16 protein-coding genes and 1 pseudogene are annotated in these 15,516 nt (G+C 69.4%); 10 read left to right on the forward strand and 7 right to left on the reverse strand.

The annotated features are described in order from the left end of the window. Window positions 1-83 precede the first annotated feature (83 nt). Entirely contained in the window at window positions 84-806 is a 723-nt protein-coding gene (locus BLV96_RS35580; RefSeq protein WP_091390093.1) for an MBL fold metallo-hydrolase, read from the reverse strand. A gap of 31 nt (window positions 807-837) precedes the next feature. Between BLV96_RS35580 and BLV96_RS35585 the strand changes: the two genes are divergently transcribed. Next, window positions 838-1,644 carry an exodeoxyribonuclease III gene (locus BLV96_RS35585; protein ID WP_091389994.1) on the forward strand — a complete coding sequence of 269 codons (807 nt, stop codon included), beginning with the start codon at window positions 838-840 and terminating at the stop codon, window positions 1,642-1,644. Here BLV96_RS35585 and BLV96_RS35590 read toward each other — a convergent pair. Continuing rightward, on the reverse strand, window positions 1,641-2,114 hold the full coding sequence (locus tag BLV96_RS35590; RefSeq protein WP_091389998.1) for a cupin domain-containing protein: 474 nt from the start codon (window positions 2,112-2,114) through the stop codon (window positions 1,641-1,643). The two genes, BLV96_RS35585 and BLV96_RS35590, sit on opposite strands and share 4 nt — an antisense overlap. 82 nt (window positions 2,115-2,196) lie before the next feature. Between BLV96_RS35590 and BLV96_RS35595 the strand changes: the two genes are divergently transcribed. After that, on the forward strand, window positions 2,197-2,697 hold the full coding sequence (locus tag BLV96_RS35595; protein ID WP_091390096.1) for a MarR family winged helix-turn-helix transcriptional regulator: 501 nt from the start codon (window positions 2,197-2,199) through the stop codon (window positions 2,695-2,697). 55 nt (window positions 2,698-2,752) lie between these two features. Here the strand turns inward: BLV96_RS35595 and BLV96_RS35600 are convergent, their stop codons facing one another. Next, the gene (locus BLV96_RS35600) at window positions 2,753-3,481 is read right to left on the reverse strand and encodes a chitinase (RefSeq protein ID WP_091390001.1); all 729 of its coding nucleotides are present in this window, start codon (window positions 3,479-3,481) and stop codon (window positions 2,753-2,755) included. Window positions 3,482-3,936: 455 nt separating this feature from the next. Between BLV96_RS35600 and BLV96_RS35605 the strand changes: the two genes are divergently transcribed. From BLV96_RS35605 to BLV96_RS35615, 3 genes are all read left to right on the forward strand, one after another. Further along, complete coding sequence (locus tag BLV96_RS35605) at window positions 3,937-4,287, forward strand: hypothetical protein (RefSeq protein WP_208608411.1); 351 nt, start codon at window positions 3,937-3,939, stop codon at window positions 4,285-4,287. A 335-nt stretch (window positions 4,288-4,622) separates the two neighbouring features. Next, window positions 4,623-5,657 (forward strand): tryptophan--tRNA ligase, encoded by a 1,035-nt coding sequence (trpS, locus tag BLV96_RS35610; protein ID WP_086682792.1) that lies wholly within the window; start codon window positions 4,623-4,625, stop codon window positions 5,655-5,657. Next, window positions 5,654-6,157 carry an ATP-binding protein gene (locus BLV96_RS35615; protein ID WP_086682789.1) on the forward strand — a complete coding sequence of 168 codons (504 nt, stop codon included), beginning with the start codon at window positions 5,654-5,656 and terminating at the stop codon, window positions 6,155-6,157. Before trpS ends, BLV96_RS35615 begins: the two co-directional genes overlap by 4 nt. Window positions 6,158-6,210: 53 nt before the next feature. Here the strand turns inward: BLV96_RS35615 and BLV96_RS49380 are convergent. Continuing rightward, a pseudogene (locus BLV96_RS49380) lies at window positions 6,211-6,630 on the reverse strand (IS30 family transposase); the annotation flags it as partial. A 345-nt stretch (window positions 6,631-6,975) separates the two neighbouring features. Here BLV96_RS49380 and yhjD point away from each other — a divergent pair. From yhjD to BLV96_RS35635, 3 genes are read left to right on the forward strand one after another with little or no spacing between them, the layout of a single operon-like run. After that, window positions 6,976-7,989 carry an inner membrane protein YhjD gene (gene yhjD / locus BLV96_RS35625; RefSeq protein ID WP_086682786.1) on the forward strand — a complete coding sequence of 338 codons (1,014 nt, stop codon included), beginning with the start codon at window positions 6,976-6,978 and terminating at the stop codon, window positions 7,987-7,989. Between the two features lie 56 nt (window positions 7,990-8,045). Continuing rightward, entirely contained in the window at window positions 8,046-9,152 is a 1,107-nt protein-coding gene (locus tag BLV96_RS35630; RefSeq protein ID WP_086682783.1) for an acyl-CoA dehydrogenase family protein, read from the forward strand. Next, window positions 9,149-9,586 carry a winged helix-turn-helix transcriptional regulator gene (locus tag BLV96_RS35635; protein WP_086682779.1) on the forward strand — a complete coding sequence of 146 codons (438 nt, stop codon included), beginning with the start codon at window positions 9,149-9,151 and terminating at the stop codon, window positions 9,584-9,586. The genes BLV96_RS35630 and BLV96_RS35635 overlap by 4 nt, the downstream gene beginning before the upstream one ends. On the opposite strand, the gene BLV96_RS35640 is transcribed toward BLV96_RS35635, so the two are convergent. Next, complete coding sequence (locus tag BLV96_RS35640) at window positions 9,583-10,827, reverse strand: D-alanyl-D-alanine carboxypeptidase family protein (protein WP_086682776.1); 1,245 nt, start codon at window positions 10,825-10,827, stop codon at window positions 9,583-9,585. The two genes, BLV96_RS35635 and BLV96_RS35640, sit on opposite strands and share 4 nt — an antisense overlap. 43 nt (window positions 10,828-10,870) lie before the next feature. Here BLV96_RS35640 and BLV96_RS35645 point away from each other — a divergent pair, with 43 nt between their 5' ends. After that, window positions 10,871-11,098, forward strand: coding sequence for an SCO4848 family membrane protein (locus BLV96_RS35645; RefSeq protein WP_086682774.1), 228 nt, complete (start codon window positions 10,871-10,873; stop codon window positions 11,096-11,098). Window positions 11,099-11,161: 63 nt separating this feature from the next. Further along, window positions 11,162-12,559 (forward strand): S8 family peptidase, encoded by a 1,398-nt coding sequence (locus tag BLV96_RS35650; protein ID WP_167379844.1) that lies wholly within the window; start codon window positions 11,162-11,164, stop codon window positions 12,557-12,559. A gap of 424 nt (window positions 12,560-12,983) precedes the next feature. On the opposite strand, the gene BLV96_RS35655 is transcribed toward BLV96_RS35650, so the two are convergent. Next, the gene (locus BLV96_RS35655) at window positions 12,984-13,760 is read right to left on the reverse strand and encodes a succinate dehydrogenase iron-sulfur subunit (RefSeq protein WP_086679639.1); all 777 of its coding nucleotides are present in this window, start codon (window positions 13,758-13,760) and stop codon (window positions 12,984-12,986) included. Continuing rightward, window positions 13,760-15,514, reverse strand: a complete 1,755-nt coding sequence (sdhA, locus tag BLV96_RS35660) for a succinate dehydrogenase flavoprotein subunit (protein ID WP_086679642.1) — start codon at window positions 15,512-15,514, stop codon at window positions 13,760-13,762. The genes BLV96_RS35655 and sdhA overlap by 1 nt, the downstream gene beginning before the upstream one ends. Window positions 15,515-15,516 lie beyond the last annotated feature (2 nt).

Here is a 15,516-nt window from a genome sequence, read left to right on the forward strand (position 1 = left end):
GCCGAGCCGAGCCGAGCCGAGCCGAGCCGAGCCGAGCCGAGCCGAGCCGAGCCGAGCCGAGCCGAGCCGAGCCGAGCCGAGCGTCACAGCTCGACCGTCAACCCTTCCTCTGCCACCAGCACCTCGCCGCCGAACTCCGCGCGCGCCTCCGCCGCCGCGGCTGCCCGGTCGGTGCCCGCCCAGAAGTGCGTCAGCATCAACCTGCGCGCTCCGGCCGCGGCCGCCCACTCGCCCGCCTCCGCGGCCGTCATCAAGTACCGCGGCTCGTCCCCGGAAGGCGGCGTCCGGTAAGTCGCGTCGCAAATGAGCAGGTCCGCGTCGCGCCCCAGCTCGGCCAACACCGGCGAAGGTCCCGTGTCACCCGTGTACGCCACGGTCAACCCGGGCGCGGCCAGCCGCACGCCGAAGTTCGGCACGTGGTGCGGCAACGCGAACGTCGTCAACCGGAACGGCCCGACCGAAGCAGCCGACGCCAAGTCGCGCACGTCGAACACCTCCGTCGGGTGCGGGCGCGGCTCCATCGCCGCGAGCCTGCCGACCGTGCCGGGCGTGCAGAACAGCGGCAACCGCGGACCGTCGCCGTAAAACGAGGCCCGCCCGAGCGCGCTCACGTCCGCGCAGTGGTCCGGGTGCTCGTGCGTCACCACCACCGCGTCCGGCAACCCGTGGCCGAACAGGCGCGAGGCCGCGCCGTACCCGAGGTCCAACACGACGCGGAATCCGTTGTGCGACAACAGGAACCCCGCGCACGCCCGCCCGGCTTCGGGGAACGCGCCGCAGCTGCCGAGCACCGTCAGCTCACCCATGCCCGGCAGTCTGGCAGAGCCGACCGGTAGCGTGCGGGACGTGCTGACCGTCTCCACCGTGAACGTCAACGGACTCCGTGCCGCCGCCAAGAAGGGCTTCGTCGAGTGGCTCGCCACCACGAAGGCCGACGTCGTCGCCTGCCAGGAGGTGCGCGCCGAGGCGAGCCAGCTCCCCGCGAGCGTCGTCGAGCCCGAAGGCTGGTTCTCGGTGCACGCCCCCTCGGCCGTCAAGGGGCGCAACGGCGTCGCCGTCTACAGCCGAGAAGAGCCCGCGGAAGTCCGGATCGGCTTCGGCGAACCCGAGTTCGAAGACAGCGGCCGCTACCTCGAAGTCCACTTCGCGAAGGTCGTCGTCGCCAGCCTCTACCTCCCCAGCGGCGACGTCGGCACCGAACGCCAGGACGAAAAGGAACGCTTCATGGCCGCGTTCCTGCCCTACCTCGTCGAGCTCCGCGCGAAGGCCGCCGCGGCCGGGCGCGAGGTCGTCGTCATGGGGGACTGGAACATCGCCTACGACACCGTCGACCTCAAGAACTGGCGCGGCAACCGCAAGAACTCGGGCTTCCTCCCCGAAGAACGCGCCTGGCTCGGCCGCGTCTACACCGAAGCCGGCTACACCGACGTCCAGCGCCGCCTCGACCCCGAAGGCCCCGGCCCCTACACCTGGTGGTCCTACCGCGGCCAGGCCTTCGACAACGACTCCGGCTGGCGCATCGACTGCCAGCTCGCGACCCCGGGCCTCGCCGAGAAGGTCGTGGACGTCGTCGTCGAGCGCGCCGCGTCCTACGACCAGCGCTGGTCCGACCACGCGCCGGTCACCGCCACCTACGACATCTAGGCCGCGCGGGCCGCGCGCCAGGTCGCGCTGTCCACGAAGTGGTTGTCGAACCGGTCCTGCGACGCCAGGATCTCCGCCGGCGACGCCTCGCCCCGCCGGATCCGGTCGATCATCCGGAAGTACTCGAAGCGCTCGACGCCGGGCGTGAACACGATCAGCACGTCCGCGCCCGACCGCATCGTCGCCCCGAACGCGTGATTCGTGTGCGGCGGCACGAACAGCATGTCACCCGTCCGGACCGTCACGACCTCGTCGCCGTTCAGGACTTCGAGTTCGCCGTCCAGCATGAAGAACATCTCGGCCGACGAGGTGTGGAAGTGCGGCGTCGCGCCGTCGCGACCGCGGCCCAGGGACGCGCGGTTCGTGCTCAGGTGCCCGCCGGTCTGGTCGACGTCGGCGAGCAGGGTCATCGTGTCAGGGGTCGAGCCGAGCTGCTCGGCTTCGTCGTGGCGTACCAGCAGTGTCGTCATGCCAATGATGGTTCCACGCCTGATAGTTCGTTGTCAAACTATCTGGCGACGAATAGTGCTGGCGTCGAATAGAGTGGGCGGCGTGACTGACGAAGACGCCGTCGACGCCGTCGTGTCGGCGTGGCACCGCGAACGCCCCGACCTCGACCTGGCCGCCATCGGCGTCGCCGGCCGGATGGGGCGGCTCGCGCTCGTGCTGGGCCCGGCGCAGGAGCGGGTGTTCGGCAAGTTCGGCCTGCAGCGCGGGGAGTTCGACGTCCTGGCCGCGCTCCGCCGCTCGGGGCGGCCGTACACGCTGATCCCGTCGGAGCTGTCGGCGACGCTGATGATGTCCCGCGCCGGCATGACGAGCCGCCTCGACCGGCTGGAGAAGGCCGGGTTCGTCGAGCGCGCGCTGGACCCGAACGACCGCCGCAGCTTCCGCATCCGCTTGACGGCCAGTGGTTTCGACGCCGTCGACGCCGCGATGACCGAGCACACCGCGAACGTCTCCGAGCTGCTGTCCGGACTGTCCGAAAAGGAACTGGGCCTGCTCGACGACGTCCTGCGCAAGCTGCTCGGCTACCTCGATCCCCAAGCCTGACCACGAAGAAGGGCCTCCCCGAGTGGCCGGGGAGGCCCTTCTCGCCGCGCCCGGCTCAGCAGGAGAGGTTGCCTCCCGTCGGGACCCCGAGGATCCCGGTGATCTGCGTGTACTTGTCGATCCGGCTCTGGACCTGGGCGGGGTTGCCGCCGTTGCACTCGATCGAGCCGTTGATGCTCCGGATGGTCTCGCCGAAGCCGCGCTGGTTGACCATCGCGTCGTGCGGCGTCATCGTGCCCGGGCCGGTCTGGGTGTTCCAGTACCAGAGCCCGGTCTTCCACGCGACGGCCGCGTTCTGCTCGACCTGGTAGGGGTTGCCGAGCAGGTCGATGCCGAGGGCGTCGCCGGCGGCCTTGTAGTTGAAGTTCCAGCTCAGCTGGATCGGGCCGCGGCCGTAGTAGGCGGCCTGGCCGGCCGGGCAGCCGTAGGGCTGGCTCGCGTCGCAGTAGTGCGGGTAGTTCGCGGTGTTCTGCTCGACGACGTAGACGAGGCCGCCGGTCTCGTGGTTGACGTTCGCGAGGAACGCGGCGGCTTCCTGCTTCTTGACGGTGTCGTCGCCGGTGTTCGCGAAGCCGGGGTACGCCGACAACGCGTCGGTCAGGCCGCTGTAGGTGTAGAAGCTGTTGCGGTTGGGGAAGATCTGGTTGAACTGGGCCTCGCTCACGACGAACGAGGCGTCCACCGCCGCGGACGCGGTGGTGGCCGGCAGCACGACGGCGGCGCTCGCCGCGGCGAGCGCGCTCACCGCCACTCCGGCGCGCTTCAGGAACCGGGCAATCGACATTCGGGACTCCTCTTGATCACGCCGGTCGTGCGCGGTCCGACCGAGCCGAATGGGCTACTCCAAGAGGTATAGACCAATCACTATCGAGTGAAAAGTTTTCCGAATAAGTCGCCGCGATCGGACCAGTCCTGGCTGCGACGAATGGCAGAGCGTGAGCCGAATTTGCGATGAACGGGTGACAAACGACCGGACACGGATAGGTCACTCTCTACTTTGGGTATGAGCGTTCCGTCTTCCGCAACACCCGCTTGGGCGGTTGGAGTGAACCGTGGGGGTGGCCGGACCGTGTTCTCGGTTGGGGGCTAGTCTCGGCCCCCGAGTCGATCAGGACGGCAGGTCTTGACACGCTCGGTAGTTTTTTGACCAGTAGCACGCAGCATCTCACTCGGATGGGTGAGAGCGTTCGCTCGTCACTCGCGGGAGGCACTCCGGTGCGCAACCCAGGTCAAAGCCTGATGCGATCCACGCTGCGCGGCTTCCGCGCGGCCGCGGTGGTCGCGCTCGTCCCGGCGGCGTTGGTGCTGGCCGGCGGCGGCAGCGCGGTCGCCGACGTGACGACCGCGCAGGCCGACACGAACGCGGAGAGCTTCGGCGTGCTGGGCCCGGTCGGCCTGGTCGCGGTGGCGCTCGGCATCGTCGGGATGACGCTGGGGGTGCTGCGCCAGCGCCGCAAGGCCCGCGTGGCCGAGGCGGCACCGGCGGTCCCCGAGACGCCCGGCCCGGTCACGGCGATGGCCGAAGCGGTGCTCGGCGAGCCGGACGCCACGCCGACCCGCCCGTTCCTGACGCAGAACCCGCACGCCTGAGCTGATCCGCCGCCGGTGGCGGTTGTTGCCGCCGCGACTCGCCGACTCACCTCCGATGCGCCGCAGGTGAAGCCCGCCCGCGCTGGTCATGACCCAGTGCCCCGCAGACCTGCCCTTCACTCCGCACTACCCGCCACCTGAACCGCGGCCAACCGCGCGCTGGGCCGCTCGCGGCGATCCGGCCCGGTTTCGGCGCCTCCGCCGGGGCCGTGTGCCGCGTTCCAGCGAGCCCCGCGCGCTCGGCTCGGCCACTTCACCCTCCCTCGGCCTGGAAGAATCCCCAGCTCCAACCCCCTCCACGCCCGCCACCCGGCCCGGCCTGGAAGAATCGTGCCGTGTCCGAAGAGCAGACCGTCGCCGCTGAACGTCGTCCGCGGGTCCTTTCCGGGATCCAGCCCACCGCCGACTCGTTCCACCTCGGCAACTACCTCGGTGCGCTGCGCCAGTGGGTGCGGCTGCAGGACACCCACGAGCCCTTCTACTGCGTCGTCGACCTGCACGCCATCACCGTCGAGCAGGACCCGAAGGTGCTTCGCCAGCGCACCCGCGTCTCGGCCGCTCAGCTGCTCGCCATCGGCATCGATCCCGAGCGCAGCGCCCTCTTCGTGCAGAGCCACGTCCCCGAGCACGCCCAGCTGAGCTGGGTCCTCGAATGCCAGACCGGCTTCGGCGAGGCCGGCCGGATGACGCAGTTCAAGGACAAGTCGGCCAAACAGGGCTCCGACCGCTCCAGCGTCGGCCTCTTCACCTACCCGATCCTGCAGGCCGCGGACATCCTGCTCTACCGCGCGGACGCCGTCCCGGTCGGCGAGGACCAGCGCCAGCACCTGGAGCTCACGCGCGACCTCGCGCAGCGCTTCAACAACCGGCTGGGCAAGACGTTCGTCGTGCCCGAGCCGTACATCATCAAGGACACGGCGAAGATCTACGACCTGCAGGAACCGACGGCCAAGATGAGCAAGTCGGCCTCCAGCGCCAACGGCATCGTCGAGCTGCTCGAAGACCCGAAGCGCTCGGCGAAGAAGATCCGCTCGGCCGTCACCGACACCGGCCGCGAGGTCAAGTTCGACGCGGAGAACAAGGCCGGCGTCTCGAACCTGCTGACCATCTACTCGGCCCTCACCGAGCGCACGATCCCGGACCTCGAAGCGGCGTACGAGGGCAAGGGCTACGGCGACCTCAAGAAGGACCTCGGCGAGGTGTTCGTCGAGTGGGTCACGCCGATCCAGGACCGCGCCAAGTCCTATTTGGACGACGTCGCCGAGCTGGACAAGATCCTCGCCGCCGGTGCCGAACGCGCCCGCGAGGTGGCGTCGAAGACGCTGGCCAAGACGTACCAGCGGATCGGTTTCCTGCCGCCGGTGCGGTGAAGCTGGTCCTGCTGAACGGCCCGCCGGGCAGCGGCAAGTCGACGCTCGCCCGCCGCTACGCCGACGCCCACCCACCGGCGCTAGCCCTGGACGTCGACCGCGTCCGGGCGATGATCGGCGGTTGGCGGGCGTCACCGGGTGAAGCGGGGTTGCTGGCCCGGGAGATCGCGCTGGCGGCGGCGCGCACGCACCTCTCGGCGGGGCACGACGTCGTGGTGCCGCAGCTCCTCGGCCGGCCGGGCTTCGCCGAGCGGCTGGAAGCCCTGGCTGGCGAGACGGGCGCGAGCTTCCACGAGATCGTGCTGCTGCCGGGGTTCGAGGAGACCCGCCGGCGCTTGGCCGGACGCGGAGAATCGGAAGTCGAGACGGCGCGACCGCTCACCGAGGAAGACCTGGCCACGATGTACGACCGCGTCGCCGAGTACGCGGCAACGCGGCCCCGGGCGGCGATCCTTGGCGGGGAGACCACGTACCAGGACTTCCTCGCTGCCCTGACCTGAGCCGAGTGCGACCACCAGCCGACCGAGAGCGGCCCCCGCCCTTCCGGCGGTTTCTAACGGTCATTGCAACACTGCTGCTGGCTGTGGTTGGTGTTGAGTAACTGTGTCATGCGTTCGGCTGGGCTGTCCCAGCCAAGGGTCATTCTCGGGCGGTCGTTGAGCTCGACGGCAACCATGTCCAGGTGCTCGGCGGTGTGCACCGTGAGGTCGGTGCCTTTGGGGAAGTACTGACGCAGCAGGCCGTTGGTGTTCTCGTTGGAGCCGCGTTGCCAGGGGGCGTGTGGGTCGCAGAAGCAGATCGGCATGGTCGCGGCCGCGGTGAACTGGGCGTGCAGGTGCATCTCACTGCCTTGGTCCCAGGTCAGCGACCGCCGCAGCTGCTCGGGCAGAGTCTGGATCTTGGTTATGAGGGCGTCGCGGACCAGACTCGGCATGTAGCCCTCGGGCAGGTGCAGAAGCATCACATACCGGGTGTTGCTGCGCCCGCCGGCCCGGGTCACCCCAGGCACGGTCTCGATCCCGTCTAGGCATGAGCAACTCCTGAACACTCAGGTGCTGCAACCACCCCTAGAAACCACCTCCCTTGGGGGGCGTCCCCGGCTCCAGTCTATCGGCGCCCACCGACGGTTCGGGGTTTCGCGGCGCTGAGTGAGCCGGTTGTCCACAACTGCCGACCGCTGTGGACAACCGGCAGGCCCGGAGCCGAGGGCCGCTGGTTGTCGATGCCGGGGGCGAAAGCCGCGAACCAAGCCCTGCCAGGCTCCCTCACCTGAGCCGCTCGCGTTGCGGGAGTCACTCGGCGTGGTTAGCGTTTCACGGTGGCGAAAGAAGAAGAGAAGGAAAAGCTCCTGCCGCGGCTGCGGCGGAAGTACCCGTGGCTCGATCACCTGATCCGGGCGAACGAGGCCTTCGGCGAGCGGTACGGCAACCACTACGCCGCCGCCATCACCTACTTCAGCGTGCTGTCCGTCTTTCCGCTGTTCATGGTCGCCTTCGCCGTGGTCGGGCTGGTCGTCAACCACGACAAGACGATCATCGGCAAGATCACCAAGGGCATCAACGACTCCGTGCCCGAAGGCCTCCAGTCGCTCGTCTCCGGCATCGTCAACGGGGCGCTCGACTCCGGCAGCGGCATCGGCATCTTCGGCCTGCTCATCGCCCTCTACTCCGGCATCGGCTGGATGTCGAACCTCCGCGACGCGCTCACCGCGCAGTGGGGCCAGGAAAAGCAGTCGCAGCCGATCGTCAAGCAGACGCTCAAGGACTTCGTCGCGCTCATCGGCCTCGGTGTCGCGCTCATCGTCTCCTTCGCGCTGACCGCGGTCGGCGGCGGTGTCGGGCAGTTCCTGCTCGAACAGGTCGGGCTCGCCGACCAGACCTGGGCGATCTACCTGCTGCGCGCCGCCACGATCGTGCTCGGCCTGCTCGCCAACACCCTCGTCTTCCTCTGGGTGATCGCGCGGCTGCCGCGGGAGCAGGTCGCGCTGCGCAGTGCCGTCAAGGGGTCGATCGTCGCCGCTGTCGGGTTCGTCGTCCTGCAGCAGGTCGGCTCGATCTACCTCGCCAGCGTCACGAAGTCGCCGTCGGCCGCGCTGTTCGGGCCGGTCATCGGTCTGCTCGTCTTCGCGAACCTCGTCTCGCGCTTCCTGCTGCTCATCACGGCGTGGACCGCGACGGCCGAGGAGAACCAGCACAAAGTCGTCGCGCCTCCGCCGCCGGTGCGGCTCGAGCAGAGCGTCACCGTGCAACGCGGGCCCGGGCTCGGCGCCGTCGCCGGGGCCTTCAGCGCCGGGGCGCTGCTCGCGTGGCTCGGGGGCCGTCGCAAGCCTTGACACCGATCCGCCCAGTAAAGAAACTGAACCGGTAAGAAATCTGAACCGGAGGTTTCATGCTGGACGCCGCCCGCGAGTGCGCCCACCTCGCCAAGACCCTCGCGCCCGTCACCGAACGACGGCGTGCGCTGCCGGCCGAGCTGGTCGAGAAGCTGACCGGCGCCCAGCTCCTGCGCAGCGGCGTCCCCGGCCACCTCGGCGGCCCCGAAGCGCCGCCCGCCCTCAGCCTCGAAACCGCCGAGACGGTCGCGCGCGGCGACGCCTCGGCCGGCTGGTGCGTCTCGATCGCCGTGACGAGCAGCCTGCTCTCGGCCTACGCCCCGCGGAAGTGCGCCGAGGAGGTCTTCGGCGACCCCAAGACCGTCGCGGCCGGGGTCTGGGCACCGCGCGGCACCGGGCGGAAGGTCGACGGCGGTTACGTCGTGTCCGGCCGCTGGGGGTTCTGCAGCGGCATCCCGCACTGCGACTGGCTCTTCGCCGGGTTCGTGCACGAAAGCGCGCTCTACGTCGGCGCGTTCCCCAAGGCCGAGATCGAGGTGCTCGACACCTGGCACACCAACGGCCTGCGCGGCACCGGCAGCCACGACTGCGTGGCCGACGAAGTGTTCGTCCCCGAGCACCGCGTCTTCTCGGTCATGGGCGGCCCGCCGGCCGACGCCGTCGCGCTGCACCGCTTCCCGCTCTTCGGCTACTTCGCGCTGTCCGTCGCGGCCGCGGCGCTGGGCAACGCGCGGGGAACGATCGACGACCTCGTCGAACTCGCCTCGACGCGCACACCGCTCGGCTCCAGCCGGTCGCTGGCCGAGCGCTCGGCGACCCAAGCCGCCGTCGCGGAAGCCGAAGCCGCCTTGCGTGCGGCGCGGCTGCTCTACTACACGAGCATCGACGACGCCTGGCAGGCCGCGCAGGGCACCGAGCCGGTGCCGGACGCGCTCAAGGTGGGTCTGCGCCTGGCCGCCACGCACGTCACGCGCACCGCCGCGAAGGTCGCCGAAAGCATGTACGACCTGGGCGGCGGCGCGGCGATCTACGAGACTTCGCCGCTGCAGCGCCGGTTCCGCGACGCCCACACCGCGACCGCCCACTTCCAGGTCAACCCGGCGAGCTTCGAGCTGCCCGGGAAGCTCCTGCTGGGCGTCCCGGCCCGCACGGAGCAGCTGTGACCGACCTGTCGCACCGGTTCACGCACGACTCGGTCGGGCGCGCGCTCGACCTGGTCGGGGAGCGGTGGAGCCTGCTGATCCTGCGTGAGGCCTTCTTCGGCGTGCGCCGCTACGGCGAGTTCGCGCGCAACCTCTCGATCCCGCGCCCGACGTTGTCCGCGCGGCTCAAGACCCTCGTCGACGCGGGCGTGCTCGACCGCGTCGACCCCGTGCCCGAGTACGTGCTGACCCGGGCCGGCCGGGACCTCTTCGGCGCCGTCGTCACGCTCATGCAGTGGGGCGACGAGCACCTCGCAGGGCCGGCCGGCCCGCCGATCCGGTTGCGGCACAAAGACTGCGGCGAGATCGCCGGCACGTATGTCGCTTGTGGACACTGCGGTGGCGCGATCGCCACCGGCAACGTCACTCCGGAGCCCGGCCCCGGGTTCCGCTAGCTCGCGGCCTTCTTGCGCTGGTGCCCCACGACGAACCCGCCGACGATGATCAGGAACACGACCAGCGTGATGATCCAGCCGGTGACGCCGAACGGGTCGTCCTTGGCGGCGGCCGCGGCCGACGACGTCCCGCTGTTGCCGGTGCCGCCGTCCGCGAGCACGGACGGGTCGGTGCCCGACGGCGTGGCCGCCGGCGCCTGGTAGTTGATCTGACCGACCGGCGCGGCGCGGTCGGCTTCCAGCGCGAAGCCGTAGTCGAGCAGCTTCGCCGCCTGGTCGACGACCTTCGTCGGCTTCTGCTCGGCGCGCAGCATCACGACCGCGAGCCGCTTGCCCTTCTGCTGCGCCGCGCCGACGTAGGTGTGGCGGGCGTCGTCGGTGAAGCCGGTCTTGCCGCCGAGGAAGCCCGGGTAGACGCCGAGCAGCTTGTTGTCGTTGTAGATCGGGATGGCCGGCTTGCCGCCGGTCGCCGGGATCTCGAAGTTCTTCGTCGAGACGACCCGCGCGAACTCCGGCTGCTTCATCGCGTAGTGGAAGATCACGCTGAGGTCGTAGGCCGACGTCGACATGCCCGGCCCGTCGAGCCCCGACGGCGTCGCGGCGCGCGTGTCGGCCGCGCCGATGCGGGCCGCCAGCGCGTTCATCTTGGCCACCGCGGCGTCGACCCCGCCGAGCGACGTGGCGAACGCGTGCGCGACGTCGTTGCCCGAGTGCATCAGCAGGCCGTGCAGCAGCTGGTCGACCGTGTACTGGCCGCCGGCGACGAGCCCGGCGCAGGTGCACTCCTGCTCGGCGTCCTCCTTCGTCGCGACGATCACCTGCTGCGGGTTCAGCTGGGTGACGACAACGAGCGCCAGCAGCGTCTTGATCAGCGAAGCGGGCCGCTGGCGGGAGTGCGGGTCCTTCGCCGCGACCACCGCGCCGGTGTCGAGGTCCTGCACCACCCACGACGCCGCGGTGTTGCCCTCCGGCGGGTTCAGCGCGCCGTCCGGGGTGATCAGGCCGCACTCGGCCATCCGCGGGCCGCCGACCGGGTCGGCGGGGACGGCCAGCGGCGGCGGGACCAGCTTGCCGGGCGCGGGCTTCTCCGACGTGTCGACGGGAGCCGGCGGGGCCTGGTGGTTCGCGCACTGACCCTGCTGCGGCGCCGCGGCCGCGAGGGCCGGGGTGCTCAGGGCCAGGAGGGCGGCGGCGAGCGTCGTCGTGAAGACCTTGAGCGACCGGGAGACAGCGGAGTGCACCCACGCAATCTAGCGCCGAGGCGCGCGTCGCATACTCAGGGGCATGCGCATTTCCCGACGGACCTCGCTGTTCCTGCTGGCCTTCGGCGTGTGGTCGTGGATCATCTGGATCACGTTCGCCAAGAACCTCTGGGAGAGCGACCGGGCCTGGGCCGCCGACGGCTCGCCCACCGCGTACTTCATCGTGCACGCGGTGCTGACGGTCGTGTCGTTCGTGCTGGGCACGATCATCGGCGTGCTGGGCTGGCGCGGGGTGCGCACCTCTTCCTGACTTTGGTCGGTGGCGCGGTCTCCGGGCCCGGTTTAGGTTGACGCCACCGAATTTGGAGGTGGAATGTCCCGTTTACGCCGAATGGCGGCCCCGCTCGCGCTGGCCGTCGGGGGCGGCCTGTTCGCCGCTGTCCCCGCCGCCGAGGCCGCGCCGGTCGCGTGCGACACGACGAGCACGCCGTACACGTACGTGGTGACGTACCAGCCGGGCACGCGCGCGTCGTCCGTCGATCGCGAGCTGGCGGCGAAGTGCGGCACGAAGGTGGCGTACTACGGCGAGATCGGCGTCGCGATCGCCAGCTCGCGCAACGCGGACTTCCAGCAGAAGATCGGCGTGTACCGGGCGTACTCGGGCGGTCGCGACGTGGCCTCCACGTCCGGTGCCACGGCACGTTCACTCGGTGCGGTGAAGACGCTGGAGGACACGCGTTCGGTCGTGGCCGCGGGTGACCTGTCGGCGCAGCAGTGGGACATGAAGGCGATCCACGCGCCCGAGGCGAACAAGAAGTACCAGGGCAGCAGTTCGGTGACGGTCGGCGTGCTGGACTCGGGCATCGACGCGACGCACCCGGCTTTGAAGGCGGCGGTCTCGCCGTCCGCGTCGGCCGGCTGTGTAACGGGAGCTGCCGACCCTTCGCCGGCGTCCTGGGCCCCGACGACGTCCGACCACGGAACGCACGTAGCGGGCACGATCGCGGGCAAGGACCCGGCGGCGGGCTTCACGGGCGTCGCCCCGGGCGTGCGGCTGGCGGCGGTGAAGGTCGTCAACGACGACGGCTACATCTTCCCGGAGGCGGCGGTGTGCGGCTTCGTGTGGGCGGCCAAGCACGGCTTCCAGGTGACGAACAACAGCTACTACATCGACCCGGGGATGTTCTTCTGCTCGAAGGAGCCGGGCGACGCGGCGGCGTATGAAGCGGTGCGTCGCGCGATCGAGTTCTCAACGCGCCACGGGGTGCTGAACGTGTCGGCGGCGGGCAATTCGGGCTTCGACACGACGTCGCAGACAACGGACCCGAACCGGCCGCACCCGGTGGACGCGTCGTGCGGAATCCTGCCGAAGGCGATCGACGGGGTCGTGACGGTGTCGTCGGTGGGGTACGCGGGGACGAAGTCGTCGTTCAGCAACTACGGATCGGTCGACGTGACGGCCCCGGGTGGCGACTTCTCGCAAACGCCGCCTTCCGGCGAGGGCCCATCGTGCCCACTGTCGACGACGGTGTTCGGCGGGCCGTACGGGTCGAAGTGCGGAACATCGATGGCATCGCCGCACGCGGCTGGGGTGGCGGCTTTGCTGGCTTCGCGGTTCCGCGGGATCTCCCCGTGGGCGCTGTCGCGCATCTTGGTGGGCGAAGCGGACCCGGTGAAGTGCGCATCGACGGAGACGGAGTGCACAGGGCCGGCGAGGAACAACTCGTACTACGGCCACGGTCTGGTGAACGCACTGGACGCGGTGCGCTGACCCAACCCCAATAAGGAGCTGGGTGGTCATCCCGTCGCCTGAGGCCGTCAAATCACTTTGAGCCGGGCCCGCAACCCACTCGCAAAGGTGAGGGGGACAGCGCAAGCTTGCGGGCCCGGCTCAAAGTGATAGGCCTCGTTCAGGCGACGGGATGACCAACCCAGCGGCCCACCTCCCAAACGAGAGGTGGCAGCGGGACTAGGGGTCATCCCGGAGCCTGCCCGTCCGGCGAGGACATGCTTTTGCTTTTCGCCGTGGGAGAAGACAGAGCCGCTCCCGCAGCAGAAAAAGACTTCTTCCGCGGCTTTGGCGGGTCTGGTGACCTCATGGTCGTCCTGCGTTGCCGGCCGGCGGTTGCCCGCCCGCGCGGGACAAAAGAAAGGGCCCCCACTCACCCGAGCGGGGGCCCTTCTTCGTATAAACGTCAGACGCGCTTGAACAGCAGCGCTCGCTTCACTTCCTGGATCGCCTTCGTCACCTGGATTCCACGGGGACAAGCGTCCGTGCAGTTGAACGTCGTGCGGCAGCGCCACACACCCTCACCATCGTTCAGGATGTCCAGCCGCTCCTCCGCACCCTCGTCACGGGAGTCGAAGATGAACCGGTGCGCATTGACGATCGCCGCGGGCCCGAAGTAAGACCCGTCGTTCCAGTACACCGGGCACGACGACGTGCAGCAAGCGCAAAGGATGCACTTCGTCGTGTCGTCGAACCGGTCGCGGTCCGCCTGGGACTGGATCCGCTCGCGCGTCGGCTCGTTCCCATACGTGATCAGGTACGGCTTGATCGCGCGGTACGCCTCGAAGAACGGGTCCATGTCGACGTACAGGTCCTTCAACGTCGTCAGGCCCTTGATCGGGGCGATCGTGATCGTTGTCGGCTTGCCGTTCGGCGACAGCAGGTCCTTCATCAGGACCTTGCACGCCAGGCGGTTGATGCCGTTGATCTGCATCGCGTCGGACCCGCACACGCCGTGCGCGCACGAGCGGCGGAACGAGAACGTTCCGTCGATGTAGTCCTTCACGTAGAACAGCAGGTTCAGCAGGCGGTCCGTGCGCTGCGCCGGGACCTCGTAGGACTCCCAGTGCGGCTCGGTGTCCACCTCCGGGTTGAACCGGAGGATCTTCAGCGTGACCGTGATCGGCGTGTGGTCCGAGTCGGAAGAAGAGGAAGAAGCAGGAGCTTCGGCAACACTAGTCATCAGTACTTCCGCTCCATCGGCTCGTAGCGGGTGAAGGTGACCGGCTTGTAGTCGAGCCGGATGTCGGACGTCAGCTCGGCGCCCTGCTTGTAGGCCATGGTGTGGCGCATGAAGTTCGTGTCGTCGCGGGTCGGGTAGTCCTCGCGGGCGTGGCCGCCGCGGGACTCCTTGCGGGCGATCGCTCCGACCACGAGCACCTCGGCCAGCTCCAGCAGGAAGCCCAGCTCGACGGCCTCCAGGAGGTCCGTGTTGTAGCGCTTGCCCTTGTCCGACACCGTGATCCGCTGGTAACGCGCCTTCAGCGCCTGGATGTCGGTCAGCGCCTGCTTCAGCGTGTCCTCGGTCCGGTACACCGACGCGTGCGAGTCCATCGTCTGCTGCATTTCCTTGCGGATGTCGGCGACGCGCTCGTCACCGTGCTCCGACAGCAGGCCCGCCAGCTGCTCCTCGACCAGCTTCGTGGGATCCGAAGGCAGCTCGACGTGCTCGTGGGCCAGCGCGTACTCCGCCGCGGCGATGCCGGCGCGGCGGCCGAACACGTTGATGTCCAGCAGCGAGTTCGTGCCCAGGCGGTTGGAGCCGTGCACGGACACGCACGCGACCTCGCCCGCCGCGTAGAGACCCGGGATGACGTTCTCGTTGTCCCGCAGCGCTTCGCCGTGGATGTTGGTCGGGATGCCGCCCATCACGTAGTGGCAGGTCGGGAACACCGGCACCGGCTCCTTGACCGGGTCGACGCCCAGGTAGGTCCGGGAGAACTCCATGATGTCCGGGAGCTTCGCGTTCAGCGTCTCCTCGGGGATGTGCGTGACGTCCAGGACGACGTAGTCCTTGTTCGGCCCGCACCCGCGGCCCTGCAGCACTTCCTGCACCATCGAGCGCGCCACGATGTCGCGCGGCGCGAGGTCCTTGATCGTCGGGGCGTAGCGCTCCATGAACCGCTCGCCGGACGCGTTGCGCAGGATCCCGCCCTCGCCGCGGACGGCTTCGGAGATCAGGATGCCGAGCCCGGCCAGACCTGTCGGGTGGAACTGGAAGAACTCCATGTCCTCCAGCGGGAGGCCCTTGCGGAAGATGATGCCGAGGCCGTCACCGGTGAGGGTGTGCGCGTTCGACGTCGTCTTGAAGATCTTGCCCGCGCCGCCGGTGGCCATCACGATCGACTTCGCCTGGAAGACGTGCAGCTCGCCGGTGGCCAGCTCGTAGGCGACGACGCCGGAGGCGACCGGGTTGCCGTTCTCGTCCGGGGTGGTGACGAGGTCGAGCACGTAGAACTCGTTGAAGAACTCCGTGCCGTACTTGACGCAGTTCTGGTAGAGCGTCTGCAGGATCATGTGGCCGGTGCGGTCCGCGGCGTAGCAGGCGCGGCGCACCGCGGCCTTGCCGTGGTCACGCGTGTGGCCGCCGAAGCGGCGCTGGTCGATCTTGCCCTCGGGCGTGCGGTTGAACGGCAGGCCCATCTTCTCGAGGTCGAGGACCGCGTCGATGGCCTCCTTCGCCATGATCTCGGCGGCGTCCTGGTCGACCAGGTAGTCGCCGCCCTTGATCGTGTCGAAAGTGTGCCACTCCCAGTTGTCCTCTTCGACGTTCGCCAGCGCGGCGCACATGCCGCCCTGGGCCGCGCCGGTGTGGGACCGGGTCGGGTAGAGCTTGGTGAGGACCGCGGTGCGGGCGCGCTGGCCGGACTCGATGGCCGCGCGCATGCCGGCGCCGCCGGCGCCGACGATCACCACGTCGTACTTGTGGAACTGCATGG

Source organism: Amycolatopsis pretoriensis (assembly GCF_900107925.1).
Classification (GTDB): domain Bacteria; phylum Actinomycetota; class Actinomycetes; order Mycobacteriales; family Pseudonocardiaceae; genus Amycolatopsis; species Amycolatopsis pretoriensis.

What these genes read in the sequence shown, in the direction of transcription:
- BLV96_RS35580 (WP_091390093.1), bottom strand. Translation starts at nt 806, where the DNA reads ATGGGTGAGCTGACGGTGCTCGGCAGCTGCGGCGCGTTCCCCGAAGCC.
- BLV96_RS35590 (WP_091389998.1), bottom strand. Translation starts at nt 2,114, where the DNA reads ATGACGACACTGCTGGTACGCCACGACGAAGCCGAGCAGCTCGGCTCG.
- BLV96_RS35600 (WP_091390001.1), bottom strand. Translation starts at nt 3,481, where the DNA reads ATGTCGATTGCCCGGTTCCTGAAGCGCGCCGGAGTGGCGGTGAGCGCG.
- BLV96_RS35605 (WP_208608411.1), top strand. Translation starts at nt 3,937, where the DNA reads ATGCGATCCACGCTGCGCGGCTTCCGCGCGGCCGCGGTGGTCGCGCTC.
- BLV96_RS35630 (WP_086682783.1), top strand. Translation starts at nt 8,046, where the DNA reads ATGCTGGACGCCGCCCGCGAGTGCGCCCACCTCGCCAAGACCCTCGCG.
- BLV96_RS35645 (WP_086682774.1), top strand. Translation starts at nt 10,871, where the DNA reads ATGCGCATTTCCCGACGGACCTCGCTGTTCCTGCTGGCCTTCGGCGTG.
- BLV96_RS35650 (WP_167379844.1), top strand. Translation starts at nt 11,162, where the DNA reads ATGTCCCGTTTACGCCGAATGGCGGCCCCGCTCGCGCTGGCCGTCGGG.
- BLV96_RS35655 (WP_086679639.1), bottom strand. Translation starts at nt 13,760, where the DNA reads ATGACTAGTGTTGCCGAAGCTCCTGCTTCTTCCTCTTCTTCCGACTCG.
- sdhA (WP_086679642.1), bottom strand. Translation starts at nt 15,514, where the DNA reads ATGCAGTTCCACAAGTACGACGTGGTGATCGTCGGCGCCGGCGGCGCC.